Annotated in this window: 14 protein-coding genes and 1 other RNA gene; all 15 read right to left on the bottom strand. The window is 37.0% G+C overall.

Annotated features, from left to right (window positions below; genetic code table 11):
• Positions 1 to 225: 225 nt before the first annotated feature.
• Positions 226 to 1,641 (bottom strand): argininosuccinate lyase, encoded by a 1,416-nt coding sequence (gene argH, locus GQS55_RS04740; RefSeq protein ID WP_159818439.1) that lies wholly within the window; start codon positions 1,639 to 1,641, stop codon positions 226 to 228.
• A gap of 101 nt (positions 1,642 to 1,742) precedes the next feature.
• Entirely contained in the window at positions 1,743 to 2,714 is a 972-nt protein-coding gene (locus GQS55_RS04735) for a Na+/H+ antiporter NhaC family protein (RefSeq protein WP_159822554.1), read from the bottom strand.
• 63 nt (positions 2,715 to 2,777) lie between these two features.
• Entirely contained in the window at positions 2,778 to 3,728 is a 951-nt protein-coding gene (locus GQS55_RS19780; protein ID WP_236559830.1) for an IS66 family transposase, read from the bottom strand.
• A gap of 2 nt (positions 3,729 to 3,730) precedes the next feature.
• Entirely contained in the window at positions 3,731 to 4,375 is a 645-nt protein-coding gene (locus tag GQS55_RS19775) for a hypothetical protein (RefSeq protein ID WP_201294501.1), read from the bottom strand.
• A gap of 96 nt (positions 4,376 to 4,471) precedes the next feature.
• On the bottom strand, positions 4,472 to 4,810 hold the full coding sequence (tnpB, locus tag GQS55_RS04725) for an IS66 family insertion sequence element accessory protein TnpB (protein WP_159817815.1): 339 nt from the start codon (positions 4,808 to 4,810) through the stop codon (positions 4,472 to 4,474).
• Positions 4,807 to 5,178: a hypothetical protein gene (locus GQS55_RS04720; RefSeq protein WP_159818046.1), complete on the bottom strand. Its 372-nt coding sequence runs from the start codon at positions 5,176 to 5,178 to the stop codon at positions 4,807 to 4,809. The genes tnpB and GQS55_RS04720 overlap by 4 nt, the downstream gene beginning before the upstream one ends.
• 40 nt (positions 5,179 to 5,218) lie before the next feature.
• Positions 5,219 to 5,794 (bottom strand): hypothetical protein, encoded by a 576-nt coding sequence (locus tag GQS55_RS04715; protein WP_236559763.1) that lies wholly within the window; start codon positions 5,792 to 5,794, stop codon positions 5,219 to 5,221.
• Positions 5,795 to 5,967: 173 nt separating this feature from the next.
• Positions 5,968 to 8,730, bottom strand: coding sequence for a TonB-dependent receptor (locus tag GQS55_RS04710; RefSeq protein WP_159818437.1), 2,763 nt, complete (start codon positions 8,728 to 8,730; stop codon positions 5,968 to 5,970).
• A gap of 136 nt (positions 8,731 to 8,866) precedes the next feature.
• A complete protein-coding gene (locus tag GQS55_RS04705; RefSeq protein WP_159818435.1) occupies positions 8,867 to 10,045 on the bottom strand; it encodes a FecR family protein in 1,179 nt (392 codons plus the stop codon).
• Positions 10,045 to 10,638 (bottom strand): RNA polymerase sigma factor, encoded by a 594-nt coding sequence (locus GQS55_RS04700; protein WP_159818433.1) that lies wholly within the window; start codon positions 10,636 to 10,638, stop codon positions 10,045 to 10,047. The genes GQS55_RS04705 and GQS55_RS04700 overlap by 1 nt, the downstream gene beginning before the upstream one ends.
• A 398-nt stretch (positions 10,639 to 11,036) precedes the next feature.
• On the bottom strand, positions 11,037 to 12,383 hold the full coding sequence (locus GQS55_RS04695; protein ID WP_159818431.1) for a KAP family NTPase: 1,347 nt from the start codon (positions 12,381 to 12,383) through the stop codon (positions 11,037 to 11,039).
• Between the two features lie 157 nt (positions 12,384 to 12,540).
• Positions 12,541 to 13,590 carry a site-specific integrase gene (locus GQS55_RS04690; protein WP_159818429.1) on the bottom strand — a complete coding sequence of 350 codons (1,050 nt, stop codon included), beginning with the start codon at positions 13,588 to 13,590 and terminating at the stop codon, positions 12,541 to 12,543.
• A 69-nt stretch (positions 13,591 to 13,659) separates the two neighbouring features.
• An RNA gene (ffs, locus tag GQS55_RS04685) (signal recognition particle sRNA small type) lies at positions 13,660 to 13,756 on the bottom strand.
• A gap of 216 nt (positions 13,757 to 13,972) precedes the next feature.
• The gene (locus GQS55_RS04680) at positions 13,973 to 14,890 is read right to left on the bottom strand and encodes a DUF3014 domain-containing protein (protein WP_159818427.1); all 918 of its coding nucleotides are present in this window, start codon (positions 14,888 to 14,890) and stop codon (positions 13,973 to 13,975) included.
• A 40-nt stretch (positions 14,891 to 14,930) separates the two neighbouring features.
• A complete protein-coding gene (locus tag GQS55_RS04675) occupies positions 14,931 to 15,821 on the bottom strand; it encodes a LysR family transcriptional regulator (RefSeq protein ID WP_159818425.1) in 891 nt (296 codons plus the stop codon).
• Positions 15,822 to 15,943: the final 122 nt, after the last annotated feature.

Here is a 15,943-nt window from a genome sequence, read left to right as displayed (position 1 = left end):
GATTATTTAAATTTTTTGAGTGTTAATGATCGTAACGATATAAAGGAGGTTTATTGAAGATAAAACATACTATATATTTAGCAGTTTTTGGCTATAATCTTACTAGCAAAGTATTAATGGGGTAACGATTACATAGGATTATAACAAGGTTACTTATTGCAGTTTACATAAGTAACCTTGTTAGCACTAATTACAGCAGTAATAGCAAGCGTAGGTGCTTTTTTATTATCTACGCTCAGCAACCAATCTTTTTTCAGCTTCTTCTATTTGTATTTTAACTTGCTCTGGTGCCGTGCCACCTAGATGATTACGAGCGTTAAGAGAGCCTTCTAACGTTAAAATTTCATAAACATCATTACTAATTAGCATTGAAAATTGTTGTAAATCTTCAAGTGCTATTTTAGATAAATCTATACCTTGTTTAATACCTAATGCTACGGCCTTACCCACTACTTCATGAGCATCTCTAAAAGGCATATTTTTTTTCACAAGATAATCAGCTAAATCTGTCGCAGTCGCATAACCTTTTAAAGTAGATTCATACATTTCTTTCTTGTTCGCTTTAATCGCTGGAACCATATCTGAAAAAGCTCTTAAACAATCTTTTAAAGTGTCAATAGTATCAAAAAGAGGCTCTTTATCTTCTTGATTATCTTTATTATAAGCTAAGGGTTGTGATTTCATTAACGTTAGTAATGAGGTCAAATTTCCGTAAACCCGCCCTGTTTTTCCACGTACTAGCTCTGGAACATCAGGGTTCTTTTTTTGTGGCATGATAGATGAACCAGTACAAAAACGGTCGGGTAAATCTATAAAATTAAATTGAGCCGATGTCCACAATATTAACTCTTCTGAAAATCGAGATAGATGCATCAAAATCAAACTAGCTGCAGAGCAAAATTCAATGGCGAAGTCACGATCACTAACCGAATCAAGAGAGTTGCGCGTAGCTCTATCAAAGCCTAACATTTTCGCAGTAAAGTCACGGTCTATCGGGTAAGTAGTACCCGCTAATGCTGCAGCTCCTAACGGACAGATATTTAAACGTTTTCGACAATCTTGCAGTCGGTCAAAATCTCTATCAAGCATTTCAAACCAGGCCATTAAATGATGCCCAAAACTTACAGGCTGAGCAACTTGCATATGAGTAAAGCCAGGCATAATTGTTTCTGTTTCGCCTTTGGCTAAAGAAAGTAAGCCTGACTGTAAATTAGTTAACTCAATACTAATATCATCAATTGCGCTACGCAGATGCAAGCGAATATCAGTAGCGACTTGATCGTTGCGTGAACGGCCAGTGTGAAGCTTTTTCCCTGCGATACCAATTTTATGAGTTAAAGCAGCCTCTATATTCATATGCACATCTTCTAATGCGACTTTCCATTCAAACTTTCCTTGTTCGATATCTTCCTTAACAGATTGTAAGCCATCTTGAATATCTACTAACTCTTTCTCTGTAAGTATATCCACCCGAGTCAACATAGCTGCATGGGCTAATGAACCGGTAATATCTTCATTATATAATCGTCTATCGACAGTATGTGATGCAGTAAATCTTTGTACGAAAGCATCTGTAGGTTCACTAAAACGTCCACCCCAACTGCTATTCACTTCTTCTTTCGCTAACTTGTCTTCATTCATAATTGGTATCTCGTTAAATTTGATGTTTGTAATGTCTAACCAAAATGTATCTCTAGGCCAAATGCATTCAGCCTATTGTCTCTATATTTTTTTATGTAAAATTATCTTGTATGTAAAAAGCGCTTTAATGCCATTAACCCAAAAATTTGCAGTGCTATTGCAACTAAAACTATCCACGTCCAACCAGTAATGCCTGCGAAGGTAAAGGCAAGTAAACTAATAGCGCCATTAAAAATGGCATATGGTAATTGAGTTCTAAAATGTTCAAGTGGGGTACAACCAGCACCAGAAGAAGAAAGGATAGTAGTTTCAGAGATAGGAGAGCTGTGATCACCAAAAAGGCCACCCGATAAAACGGCGCCAATACATACATACATTTCTGCATCAATATAAGCTGCTGTTGGTATTACTAATGGCAGCATAATGGCAAAAGTTCCCCAAGATGAGCCGGTAGCAAATGAAATAATCGCCGCAAGTATGAAACTCACTATAGGAAAAAGCCATGGCGATAAGCTTGTTTCAACAACGCTAGCAATATAGTCCGCTGCCCCTAAAGCTTTACCAACATCGCTTAAAGCCCAAGCTAATATAAGCGTGATTGCGACTGATGTCATACCACTCATTCCTTTCAAGTAAATATTAATACTATTAAGGACAGTGCGAACTTTATAAATAGACATCAGTGCGATTATCATCGCAGCTGCTGTAAAATAAGCAGTGGATAAACCTGCCCTAAAATCATTTCCAGAAACTTGCTTAAATGGAAAGCCTAATGGAACAAGTAAAAAACACAACACTAAAGCCATTATTAATAAAGGCAACCAAACTAATATCGGTTTAGCGTTAGGATGATTAAAGATTTTTTTAACTTCCACCGTACTATCTTTTTCAATATTGGTCGATGTTTTTGCCATAGGGCCAAAATCAAACTTAAGTACAGCAAGTATGGGTACCATGAAAACAGCTAGCCATGCATAAAACTGGAATGGAATAGCATTAACAAAAACAGAGAATTCACTTTCTGTGATACCTAATGCTTTATATTGTGAGCTTACGGCAGCGTAGCGTGACATCACGATTTTTTCAGGTACAGCTTGACCTAGGCGGTAAAGCCTAAATCATCGTGTTTGGTTTTTTTAGGTGATTGAATTTTTAGCGAGATAATTCCAGGGTAAATAATCTTCAGGGGTCTTTTTTACCTGCTCTTTTTCTCGTTGTAAGGTGGTGAAGTAGTCAAAGACATTAATACCCGCCTCACTTGCCGTCGCGATGACCGAGGTAATGACATCCCCAATCGTTGCCCCCAGTAAGGTTTTGTGGAACATCGCGTTTTTTCTGTCTCTCACCACAATTTTGAGCATCGCTTCAATACGATTATTGTCGATTTTTACTCCTTCAGTGCTGCAAAAGTAACTCAGTCCGACATAATGTTTGATAAAGTAGCGAATAGCTTTGCCTAGGCCACTGTTTTCTTCAACGGTTTCATTGGCTAAATGCGTTTCTCCCCACAATTTTATGGCTTCCATAATGGGCAGCGAATGTTGCTGATGGTAAGCAAGCCTTGCAGTCGGGGTTAACTTTTCTTCTTTCGTATGGTCATCATTGACCCATATTTCGCCATAACGTTTGAGGACATGCTCGACCTCAATTGGAAAGTGATTGATAACATCTACAAATTGTCGTCTTGCGTGGCTATTACACAGTGACGTTATCGCCTCACGTACCGTCGGCCGATTGCTCGCTAGCGCATCACTCATGATGAGTGGTTTGGTGCATGATTGACTGCGCTTGTGCAAAATACTGTCAATGAATTCTCCCGCGTGCCCGATGTTAGTCTCAAATAAAACAATATGACGGTTATCAGCCAGCGTTGCGATAACACCTGAGGTATAAACGCCCGTACGTGTGATGACTTTCTCACTGTTGCGTGCTTTCTTTATCACCGATTTCGCATCAAGAATACGGTTAGTTGTGTCATCTAAATAGTAGTGTTTACCATCAGCCGCTAAATTGAAGAGCAATTGGTACACGGGATAAATAGCATTACAAACAAGCTCTACTTGGTCAAAAACCGTTGACGCGGTGATTTTTACCCCAGTAATTTTTGAATACTGCTTTGACGATAAAAAGGCAGTCCAGCAAAGTATTTATAAATCGCCATTAAAGAACGTGCTGAATAACCATATTTTTGAGTACTTAAGCCATCGGTTAAGACATCGTCCGGCAGTGGTGCGGTAAAATAAGCACCGCAGGTATTACAACGAAGACGCTCCATGACATGCTGCTCAGGTTTGAAAGGACTTTGTCCGGTGATACGTAGCAAGCTACCTGGCTCGGTTTTATAAACCTTACCGGTTAAGCACTCAACACAGGTATCGCCTTTATTTACGTCAACTAGTCCATGAACGATAATCGTGGGTTTAACCGGGGTGAAACCTTCACCATTATCGTTGCTACGCTTTTTATTTTTCTTGCCCGATGACGCTTTAGTTTGCTTAAGCACCGAGCCTAGTTTTTCAGATGATTTTTCAATACCTAACAATTTTCGCAGTTTATGCACGGTAACATCATGATTCGCTAAGCGGGTTTGCGTGGTGGCTAAGGTCAATAACGCATCAAGTAATAACTGATAATCCTCTGGGCTTAAGGCCAGATTGTTTTCTTTGGCCTCGTTCACGCGCTCTATCAGCGCTTCAAGGGCTTTGCCATCAATGTCGGTAAAAGGTTTGCTCACGGTACGTCCAGAGTTTTAGTGTTTGGTACAGGTTTATTTTGCAGGCATTATGATCCGATAAAAGTAAAAATCAAGTGTTTATCTCAATGATTTTACTCAGTAAAGAGGATCCGTTTTTTCCCATAATGGATCGTTGTCACACAATAGTTTTCGCAGTTTTTTCGCGATGATCTGTTCAATACTTTTGTTTGATGACGGCCAATTTTGAAACTTTCCTTTAGATAAACGCTTGGTCATGAGCCAAAAGCCAGTACCATCATACGATAATGCGCGCACCATGGTTTTATTGCGATTAATAAAGACAAACACAGTACCCGAACGTGGGTTGACCGATAATTTATAACGGCATGTTGCGGCTAAACCATCAATGCCCTGGCGAAAATCAGCGGGTTCAATCGCGATTAATATGTGGGTGTCAGCGGTTAAATGGATCATGATTTCATTGCCCCAATGAGCGAAATGATGATGTTAGTATCAATAACACCAGATAAAGACATTTCATTACCTTGGGCAAAGCGTAGTTCAACAGTAAAGGGCGGTTGTGTGAGTAATGGCGGTGGTGAAATAGGAAGGTGCACAAATAGCGGTGCTTTTTCAGCAGGTTCAAGCGTATTTCGCCATTGCTTGAGCTGGCCGCCACTGATCCTTAATGCTGATGTTATTTTGCTAGAAGAATAGTGATTGAGTAATGCTACGGCTTGCTCACGCAATGCGATGGGCGTTGTGACTTGACGACCACTTCTGTTGCTACGCCAGTGCTCAAAAGCAGTAACGACCGTTGTTAATTGATCTTGGTTTGGCATGATTGCATCCTAGTAATTTGGTTGCGATCATTAAAACAGATCAAAAGGGGGAAGTTGAGCTAGGCTGCCGTAAGCTCACTTTATATTCAATGTTTATCAGGCTCATGATATACACACCCCATCCAATAAATGGGATTAAGATTGCGACAGGAGAAGCCGTTGAATCAATAATAAAGGCAAGTTTTTGTCTTGATATTGCTAACTTATCCATTAAAGGTTGAAATACAGGGCCAACAATTAACGGCGTACCAAGATCGGAAAAAAATATAACGATACCAGCGAACCAAGCAGCAAATTGAGCTTGAATCGGCTTTTTAACCCAACGGTTTATCGCGCCGGCAAACGAGGACCCTCCCCCACTATTTTCAACTAGAGAAACAAATCCGCCAATAAACATTAGTAAAACAATAACACCTGCTTTATAGCTATCCGTCAATTGTGGGACTAAGTGGTCTTTCACCATAAAACTCATAGCGTTTAATGGTTCAGATCCATTTATCATTATCACACCTGAAAATACTCCACAAAAAAGCCCAATGATCACATTTCTAGTAAAAAGAGATAGGCATAGTGCGATAGCGATGGGTACTAGCGAGCTTAAATCTGTTTCTGTCATAAATTTCAACTAAATATAAGTGTATAAAAAATAATTATTTTCATATTTTACAATCAAGAAAGGCTGTTCAAATAATGATATTGAACAGAAAAAATAATAAATTTATTTTGTTTAATGATAACGATAGAGCCACAATAAGTTTATTGCGACCCCATCAATGTTTCTAGTGATAACTAGAAATCAAGCGAAGTTCTTAGGTATAGAAAACGCCCATTAACACCCATTTGAACAGAACGCCATAAAGCGCCACTTGTTAAATTAGGATCTTGCTCATCAGGATACTCATCAGTGATATTATTAGCACCTAAAGTCCATGAGATATTATCCGTAACTTTATGAGTAAAGCTTAAATCCAATGTTGCCTTAGGAGAGTAAAATTGATCATCAGCTAAGTCACCGCTTGATGCACCATGATGCACTTCACCAAAATAAGAAAGCTGACCGCCAATAACGAAATTATTATATTCATAGTCCATCCCCAAAGATCCTTTCACTTTAGGAATACCACTTTCAATAAATAAACGTTCTCGACGAGCTAAAAATTGACCTTCTAAGCCAGAAAAAGCTTCCGGTGTTTTAGGCTCACCAACGACATCAGTATCGTTATAGTTTAAGCCTAGGAATGACTTTAAGTGTCCACCACTAATATCAATATCGTGAGACACCGTAAGGTCGACACCTTGCGTTTCAGTATCAATTGCATTAACAAAGAACTGCACACTTTCAACACCTTGCGACTCTAAAAAACTCTTAGCTTCTAGTGCTTCTTGTGTTCCTATTTCAGCTAATCTTGCTTGTGAAATACTTTTAGTTAGCACCACACGATCATCAACAGAAACCTTGTAAGCATCAACAGTGACACTAAGTGACTCTATTGGTTGCCATGTAAATCCAATGCTCATACTTGATGAATCTTCAGCATCTAATTCAGGTACGCCAAGTGTTCGAGCTATTTCACTATCATTTGAAGCCATCAACTCTTCTTGCACGACTAAGTTACCAGTATCAGGGTCTAACTGTACGTCAGTAAAAGTTTGGTTAAAGTACTGTTGATGTAAAGAAGGCGCTCTAAATCCAGTATTAAATCCACCACGTAAAGTGAAAGTATCACTAACATTCCATCTCGCCACTATTTTACCAATAAGTGCGCTACCAAAATCACTATAATCTTCTGCACGTACAGCAGTACCAATCATGAACTCATCAGTAATATCAATTTCAAAATCTACATAAGCTGCATAACTATTTCTGCTTTCATCTAAAACATTATTTGGTTGAAAACCGCCAAAACCTTGTGAGCCTACGGCACTTGGTGTTACGCCATCACTTAATGTTTCGCCACCAAAGCTATAAGAGCCTTCTTCACCAGCGAATATACTGTAATTTTCATCACGATATTCAAAACCAAATGCTACGTTTAACCCTTCTAAAACGTCGAAATACTGGCTAAAGTCTAAATTAACAGTATCTTGAATAAACTTAAAACCACCGGCTTTAAATTCTGTAGGAGAGCTAGCACCATATGAAACGTTTAACGTATTACTTACACCATATTCAAATCGATTAGAGCCATAGGTATTACTAAAATCAACATCCCAATTATTGAGTACCGTTTTTATTCCTATCGCAAGAGAGTTATCGTCAATATCAGATTCAATTGCTGGTACATAACCGTTAGGATAAATTTCTAAAATGTTTCTACTACTATCAGCCGTTCTGGTAAAGGCATCGGCAACACCGTCTTTACGAGATATACCACCAAACATGTAAAAATCAGTTACATCATTAAATACAGGCAGTGAAAAGTTAAAAAATGCGCCGGTACTATCAACAGCAGCACTACCAATTTCACGTAACGGCTCATCACCAACACCATAAGTTCGGTCAGTATTTTCTCGAGTTTGATAGTCTAAAGAAAGATTTAAAAAGCCACCGTCACCAACTTCCATTGTATGACTTAAGTAAGCTTGTTTAGTATCACCATCGTTTGGTGAGAACTTTCCTTCAGGGCCATTATATTCAGTATTATATTGACCAATTTGAACAGAAGCTTGAGTACCTGGTGTTGATTTTAAAACAATATTAATTACGCCAGCAATCGCATCAGAGCCATACTGTGCAGCAGCGCCATCTCTCAATACTTCGATTCGTTGAACCGCTGAAATAGGAATAGCATTTAAATCTGTACCTACATTTCCTCGGCCAGAAGAACCAAATATATTCACAAGAGATGATGTATGACGACGTTTACCATTAATTAAAATTAATACTTGGTCAGGACCTAAACCACGTAACGAAGCAGGATCAATATGATCAGCGCCATCTGAGCCTTGTTGGCGGTTAGCATTAAACGACGGAGAGGTCATATGTAGCAAGGTGTTAAGGTCAATTTGACCTGAACGCTTCATGACTTCACCTAGCGGGATGATATCAACAGGGACGGCAGAATCTATTTCTGTTCTACCATGGGATCTAGAGCCAACGACAACGATTTTTTCTGTTTGCTCTATCTCTTGAGCTTCGTTATTTGATTCTTCAGCACCATGAGCTGGAGAAAATAACATTGCAAAAATAGAGGCTATTATTGTTTTTTGTGCATTCATTTTATTATTCCTGTCTTTCATACCTGATTGAACGTTATTTTTTGGAAGCAATATAGGCTTCACCACAAACGTTTCATTATTAGAAAGCTCACCCTGTAAACCGGACCCTGTTAGCAATAAATCTAATGCTTTCTGGGCGGTATAAAAACCATATAAGGGTTTACTTTCTTTAGTTTCAACGAGGTCATAAGGAAATAGAAATAATAGCTCTGTCGTTTGAGATAAAGCACCAAGCGATTTAGCTAACGATTGGGAAGGAATATCAAATTGATAAGCCTTATTAACATCAATCGCATTAGCTTGAACACTGACGAAAATCAAACTGGCTCGCATTAGCATCCAAACTACATTTCTAGGCCCTATAAACAAACTGATCACCCACTTAAAGAAGTAATCTAGCACTCGTCTGTTTATAGGACGTTTAAAGTTGAAATGTGTACAACTCAATTTGTATATTTTCCTGTTTAATTTATTTACTTATTAGTAATTCTACATGATTTCCATCAATTCTTTTCACTTCAATACCAAAGCCTGACTCAAGAATATAGAATAATTTATCAGTTTCTCCTGCTTTAAAGTGACCACCAATCCGTAATTTTCGTAGCTCAGGATCCGGAACATCAATTTTTACAGAAGTATGTCTGCTAATTTCAGTGACAACTTCCGCTAAAGTCTCGCCAGCAAAGACTAACTTACCATCTAACCATGATAATTTTCTACCAACTTCTCCTTTGTCTAGATGAACAACACGACTAGCTTCACCTTCTATTTCAGCAGAAGTAGTAGAAATAGACATACTTTCCCCTGCCGCTAGCTTTCCTAAAAATTTAGAAACTTTTGCTTGCTCATTGCTAATATTTTTTGTTTTTTCGTTACTCGCAAGCTTAATGCTAGTTGACGTTGATAAGTCATCAGGTTTAAGCACTAAAACTTCATCCACTATTGCTAATTCAACAACACCTTCAGAAACCATTACCTCAACACTATCTTTTAATTTATGTACAGAAAAGGCCGTACCCAAAGCACGAACGAGTCGGTTCATAGAATAAACTTCAAATGGTCTGGTCGCATCCTTTTTAACTTCAAAATGCGCTTCGCCTGCTATCAATGCTATTCGCCTAAAGTTCTCACTATAATCAACTTTTACTTTACTGTTACTGTTTAGCCACAATGTTGAACCATCTGCTAATTCATGCTTTTGATATTCACCAATACCTGTTACATAATAATTAGGCTCAGAGATTACGCCATTATCAAACGTTGCATTAATAAATAACACACTCACCAAAAGGCAAACTGACGCTAAACTCGACTTAAACAAAAACGAATATTTTTTAGGGGCTTCAGCATTATTTTTTTCAGATAATGTTGTTAGTATTTTTATTCCTAACAATGCTTTGAACTTCGCCAGAGAAAATCGTTTCTTTCGCTCAGGCGCAACCCTCATAGCAGCTAAAACATCCATATTATTCCATGTTTTAGACATACGAATAATAACCGAGCGATGAATTTCACTCGTTAAAACCCAATCATTTAACGCTTGTGATTCCTTGCTAGAAAGCGGACTATCTTCATCAATTTTTAATAACCAATTTGCCGCTTCTTCTTTAATTTTTTGCGTATTGGTAAAACCTTTAACATTACTCATTACTCAGCACCTCCTTGTAACTTTTTGCGCAGAAGCTTGCTATCCATCACGTTAACTTCTTTGTTGGTCAAATCACCATTTTCATAACGCTCCATGGCATTGTCACAACAAACCATTCCTTTGGCTATATTATAATTTACAGTACTTATTGGCATATTTAGACGCTTAGATATTTCTTTTATCGAGAACCCGTACACCTTTCTCATAATTAATATTTTTCTACTTTGCTCAGGCAAAGATGCTATAGATTCACAAAATATCCCCAATTTTCTTTGCGCATCAATATCATTCTCTATATTAGTACTATCAATAGGCATTAACTCTTCGCCTACATCATCAATATAGTCAGTTAACTTATAACCTGAACGTCGATATTTTGACATCACTAGATTTGTAGCAACCCTGTACATAAACGATTTTGGTCGCTGAATTTCGTTTTGAATATTTGATTCAAACGAACGCAAGAATGTCTCTTGACAAATATCTTCAATTTCGTGAGAGGGCAAAAAAAATCGCGATATGTATTTTTTTAACGAATTCTCATGGTGCTTAAAAGTATCCAAGATGGAACTATTAGCTTTTTCATTTTTCAAACTAGCAACCCCTTTGTAATCATTAGTTGTTTTACCTTAAAAATACGATGGATCATATTGTAAGAGCACAACTTATTATCGAAAAACCTTTATGATTACATATGACGTATGAAACGCAGAAATGTACAACCTTTATTAAAATATTCCATACTGGCGGATAAATAGAGACCATTACGTATGTATAAAAAGGGATTATTACTAACGTCATTGTAACACTAACTGTAGTATTGATTACAGTTTAGGCAGGGGCGGTTAGGAGACTATGAAAGGGTTCCGACCGTTCACTCCCCCTGACATGTTTTGATAGTAAAAAATGGTACACTTCTTTTAGGGCGCTGTTACCAGATTGAAGACATTAACATTATCGAAAAAATTATAAGTTCTAATTAGGTCTCTGTTTATGAAAAGTCATTAGATAATGATAAAACTTCAAAAATACAACTCAGTTTTTTTATTGCGTCTCCTGATTGGATGGGAAAATGAAAGTAATTTTTATTTATGAATTGCTTCCATTTTTCATCATCTTTTTCTGGAAGGAGATATTTTGTTCTTAAGTTACAGTCACGAGCAATAATGACCATTAAGATCTCTTCAACTGCTGGTTGATTGTGCCCACTAGGAAATGAATTAATGTCTTTAACGTGTAAAAACTGCCCAATTTCAAGTGCATCATACTTAAGATGGTTGATTGATGATATTAAATCAGGTTTAAAGCAATGAATTAAAACCCCTAAAAGGTTGATCAGTGTATGACCGAAACATTGGTTATTCTCGAAAGCTCTTCCCTCTGACAAAATTTGCAATATTGTCAGATGCCGTATAAAAGTTTCAACTTCTCTTAATGACACTTTATGGTTCTTAATGAAAGTTTCGACAAATCCTAGTACAATATTATCAAGTAACCCACTTTGATTCAAAGAGGGATCACTTTGAATTGATTTTTGATATAATGTAATAGAAGCAAAATGAGAATTAGTCTGGTTTCTTTTAGATTTAACGCTAAGTTGAAAGCTAAATCTTAAAAACTTATCAAGATAACGTTGAGCTACAACGTTATTACCGTAACAATGATTAATTGAAGCCTTAAGTTGATGGGAGTTTGTAACTAGAATAAATTGTACTCCTTTAACATCAAAAACATGTTTTATTATCTCAAGCATACTCACAGCAAAGTCAGGACGGCACCTGTCGAGTTCATCAATGAAGATAATTATCGGCTTTTCCACTGCCAACTCTTTTAATGCCGATTTCAATGCTTCTAAGTTTTCTTCAGCCTTAACATTTTCTTTAATTAGAGATTCAACGCTAGAGTCGATAGCTTTATCAGTCGCTTTTTGAATTTCTTTATCTAAACCATCTGCTGTATCAGCAAAATCTTGGCGAAGAATATGACCAACACCTGCTTTCAGGAGTGTCTTAACACTGTATCTTGCAGCAGGAATGATTTTTTTAATAAAACTACTTTGTTTTCCTTCAGGAATCAGTTTTAATATTTCAGCCAATATTGTCAAAAGCGGCTCATTAGCGTGATCTGCTTTAAACCCATCCACATAAATGACCTGATGTAGATCACTTTCCTTAATAAGTTCTATCGTTTTCAAACAAAACTCTGTTTTTCCTGTCCCCCAGTCACCATCCAACATCATTGGCGAAACATCTATATCCGACGACAATAATTTAATAATTTTTTCAGCTATTGGCTTTCTTAAGAATTCATCACGATTTTTAAAAGTATATTCCATCATAAATCTACCCAAAACATCCCATTTAATAATTTATAAAATAATAATGAGTTAACCGTACATCAACTCCATGTAATCACTATATCAGAAGGGCAATAAACTCATCAATTCATAAGGTAATATATGATTAAAAATTCATTACCAATGCCGACTTAATGAATTAATTTATCACAGCCCCTATTGTTTCGACGGCCTCTATTAAAGCTATTAAATTAATACCCTTACCATATCTATCATAAGTTATATTACCGTTGCTATGCCCCAAAATTTGAGCAGCATATTGACTAGCAACGCCAGAATGTTTCAATTCTGTAGCAACAGTATGCCTAAGCGAATGAAAATCGACTTCAGCTTTTCCATTTGATTTAAAAGGGCTATTACGGCTAAACCATTTACTAGCAGAATGACTAAAACTCCCTTTAACAGGCCGCCATTCATGAAACAGCCTTTCGCCTGTGCACTCACTTACCCATTCCATTATTCCCAACTGAACAAGTTTAGGATGAATAGGTATAGACCTTTTAGCATTATCAGTTTTAAGTACATCACCCCGAATATGAATAGCCTCAGAAGTTATATCTTCAGGCTTTAACTGACATATTTCATTCATCCTTGCGCCCGTATATCGTCCAATCATAATTAACCAGTAACGAATATCATTTTTGCCATAACCCTCAGCAAACTTGAATAGGACTTTCAATTGCTCAGGTGTATATGCTTTTCGGCCTTCTGCAATATTCCGTTTCTTTTCGAGAACCTTTAACCCTTCAAATGGATTAACCGTAACAGTGACATTATTCGCTAAAACCCAACGATAAAAGGCATTGAAATATTTAAGGTATCGATTAAAGGTAGTAACGGTTTTAGTTTTTAAAATAGTAGTTTTAAGTTTAATGGCTACAGCTTTTGAAATTTCACCCTTCGGGATAAACCCTAGAGCGCTATTGATACGTGTATATTCCCTAGCGCACCACCTGTGACCATTTTCTTTTAAATAGGCTTTAATTAACTCAGGGGTAGACGGAATAGCAAGTTTTGTAACTGATTGTTGATTTGAGTTTGTCGCTGGCGTTGTACCAAATAAAATATGACTGACTTTTCTAAAGGCTTCTTTCTTGCAACGAGTGTTTAATGATTTCCAAACGGAGTTGTTTCGATAATAGAAAATACCATTTCGAGTGTATAAATGAGGGATGTTAGCTGACTTCATTGTAGCACCAATTGTAGCAATTACGCTTTTTGTGGTGTAAGTCATTGAATACTTTAGATTGGGTGGCAACCCTAATAGCCACACCTCGGCACATGAGTCGTCTGCTGCGGTTGCTTCCTTCCGGATCTGGCCGAGTTCACAGAGTATCATTGCGAGGGGACCAAAAGGGTCACCATAATGATCTTAAACAAAGATAAATATTTAGATTGCTTAAGTGGCGCGAATTATCGCTAATCAAATCGATGTATGCAAGCACTACTTGGTTATTTTCTAATAACCTTATACTGCTTGGAGATTTTTTGTGCAAACATCCAAATATTTACCTTTAAAAATTCTCTTTTTAGTAAAGCAATCAATATTAATACTTATTAATTTTTACTAATTAGTTAACTCCATTTTTTTGTTGAGCTAACTTTTCATGTATTTCTAATAAAACAGACTTTATCACCAATAGGTTTTCCTTACCTAGACGTAATAATAATTTATCAGAGTCAGGTAGTGCTTCAAGTTCAGGGCTTGCAAATTTATACATAACACTTGGGTGTACTAAATCCATTGACGATTTAGGTAATTCCATATCTAAAACACGTGTAATGGCATCTTGTAAGGTATTAGTAAAGTCATCATCATAACCAAGTTCACTGTATGCTTCATCAACCAACGGTTTCATTTCTACATACCATTGAACTAAGGTTTCGCTGTCCATAGAGCGAAGTAGATCAACATACAAGCTGAAACGTTCACTAGAGCCTTCAGACCACTGCAAAACATCTTGTTGCTCTTCTGCTGTCTCTTCATTCACGTTTTGTAAACTAACACTACCTGCTTCAGGTGAAAATTTTATCTTAGGTAATATAAATGGACTATGCTCATAGGCGACAGTGCCTTGTGCAAAGTTATCAGTAAAGACAACAAAGCGGCGGATCATATCTTCGCCAACAATCAGGGTAAGTAATTCTTTTCGCCATGTGATTTCTGGTAATTTTACTTTTAACCAGTCATCACTCTTATTTAAAGGTGGTAATTGAACTTCAATCGGCGTGACTTCTTCAATCACCTCTTCTACTTCAACTATTACTGGCTCAGGCTCTTGCTCTGGTTCAGTGACTATCGTTTCTGGCTCAACGGGTACAGGTATCGGTTTTTCTACCACAACGACAGGCTCAGGTTTATTGCCGGTGTATTGCCATGCAAAGCCCATAGCAATAATGACAAGAATAATAAAAACGATAAGAGCCCAAGGTGTTTTTTTAAAAGTACCTTGAGAGTTGTCACCTGGAGATTGATTTGAGTTGTCCATGTTCACCTTTACTTATTTGTTATTTGCTTAAACTCTTAGCTCATTCTGGCATAAGCAATTGTTTATTTTGTTGTGCCAATACTTTCAAATATTTCCACACAGTTTCTACTTGAGATAAACGTTTACTTTCTGGGTGTGTCACTAGATAAAAGCTACGCACTAATTTAATTTCATCGCTACAAAGTTTAACTAAGCTAGCATCTTGTTCAGCCAGAAAGCAAGGTAAAATGCCAATACCTAGCCCGCTTTTTATTGCACTATACTGGCTAGTAATACTTGTACTTTGAAAACTAGGTTTAATATCTGCATTTAACTCTTTTAAATAAGAGAGTTGTTCAGTAAATAAAAGGTTATCAACGTAACTAACCCATTGATATTTAGATAGTTGACTAAATTCTACATTTCCTTCCATTTCTTTAAGATAGCTTGCATGCCCGTATAATTGCAACTGATAGTCACAAAGTTTTGTAATTATTGTTGAAGTGCTCTTTGGCTTTTCAACAGCGATTGCAATATCTGCTTCATTTCGGCTTATTTTTACGTAGCGTGCAAAGTGTACTAGTTCTATTTGAATATTGGGGAATTCATGTTTAAGTTTTGTTAAATTAGGCGCAATAAAACAATTACCAAACGCTTCAGTTACACCAATACGAACGCGGCCACTATTTAAATCTTTTTGCTCTTTTATTTCATCGAATGCCTGAACGGCATCAAGCTCCATTCGTCGAGCAAATTGTAATAGCTTTTTACCATCATGCGTTAAGACATGCCCATCTACAGTTCGTTCAAATAATTTTGTTGCTAAATTTTCTTCTAGCTTATGCACACGTCTAGAGAGCGTTGATGCATCAATCATCAAACGCTTAGCAGCTATAGATAAACGCTCGCTACGCGCTACCTCTAAAAATAATTTTATATCATCCCAGTTCATTGTTTAATCATAACAACAAAACCAACCCCTTGCAAAAATGCAATAGCTACTGCATTTTTGAGTATTGCTCAGTAAATGGTAAAAGATTACTTTAATACCAATTAAAATAAATTACTTGAAAA

It is taken from the genome of Colwellia sp. 20A7 (assembly GCF_009832865.1).
Classification (GTDB): Bacteria; Pseudomonadota; Gammaproteobacteria; order Enterobacterales; family Alteromonadaceae; genus Colwellia.
Note: the sequence above shows the minus strand (reverse complement) of the source record. Positions and strands in the feature narration are given on the sequence as shown.

Coding starts and splice junctions, on each gene's coding strand:
- argH (WP_159818439.1), bottom strand. CDS start 1,641: ATGAATGAAGACAAGTTAGCGAAAGAAGAAGTGAATAGCAGTTGGGGT.
- GQS55_RS04735 (WP_159822554.1), bottom strand. CDS start 2,714: ATGTCACGCTACGCTGCCGTAAGCTCACAATATAAAGCATTAGGTATC.
- tnpB (WP_159817815.1), bottom strand. CDS start 4,810: ATGATCCATTTAACCGCTGACACCCACATATTAATCGCGATTGAACCC.
- GQS55_RS04720 (WP_159818046.1), bottom strand. CDS start 5,178: ATGCCAAACCAAGATCAATTAACAACGGTCGTTACTGCTTTTGAGCAC.
- GQS55_RS04715 (WP_236559763.1), bottom strand. CDS start 5,794: ATGACAGAAACAGATTTAAGCTCGCTAGTACCCATCGCTATCGCACTA.
- GQS55_RS04710 (WP_159818437.1), bottom strand. CDS start 8,730: ATGCGAGCCAGTTTGATTTTCGTCAGTGTTCAAGCTAATGCGATTGAT.
- GQS55_RS04705 (WP_159818435.1), bottom strand. CDS start 10,045: ATGAGTAATGTTAAAGGTTTTACCAATACGCAAAAAATTAAAGAAGAA.
- GQS55_RS04695 (WP_159818431.1), bottom strand. CDS start 12,383: ATGATGGAATATACTTTTAAAAATCGTGATGAATTCTTAAGAAAGCCA.
- GQS55_RS04690 (WP_159818429.1), bottom strand. CDS start 13,590: ATGAAGTCAGCTAACATCCCTCATTTATACACTCGAAATGGTATTTTC.
- GQS55_RS04680 (WP_159818427.1), bottom strand. CDS start 14,890: ATGGACAACTCAAATCAATCTCCAGGTGACAACTCTCAAGGTACTTTT.
- GQS55_RS04675 (WP_159818425.1), bottom strand. CDS start 15,821: ATGAACTGGGATGATATAAAATTATTTTTAGAGGTAGCGCGTAGCGAG.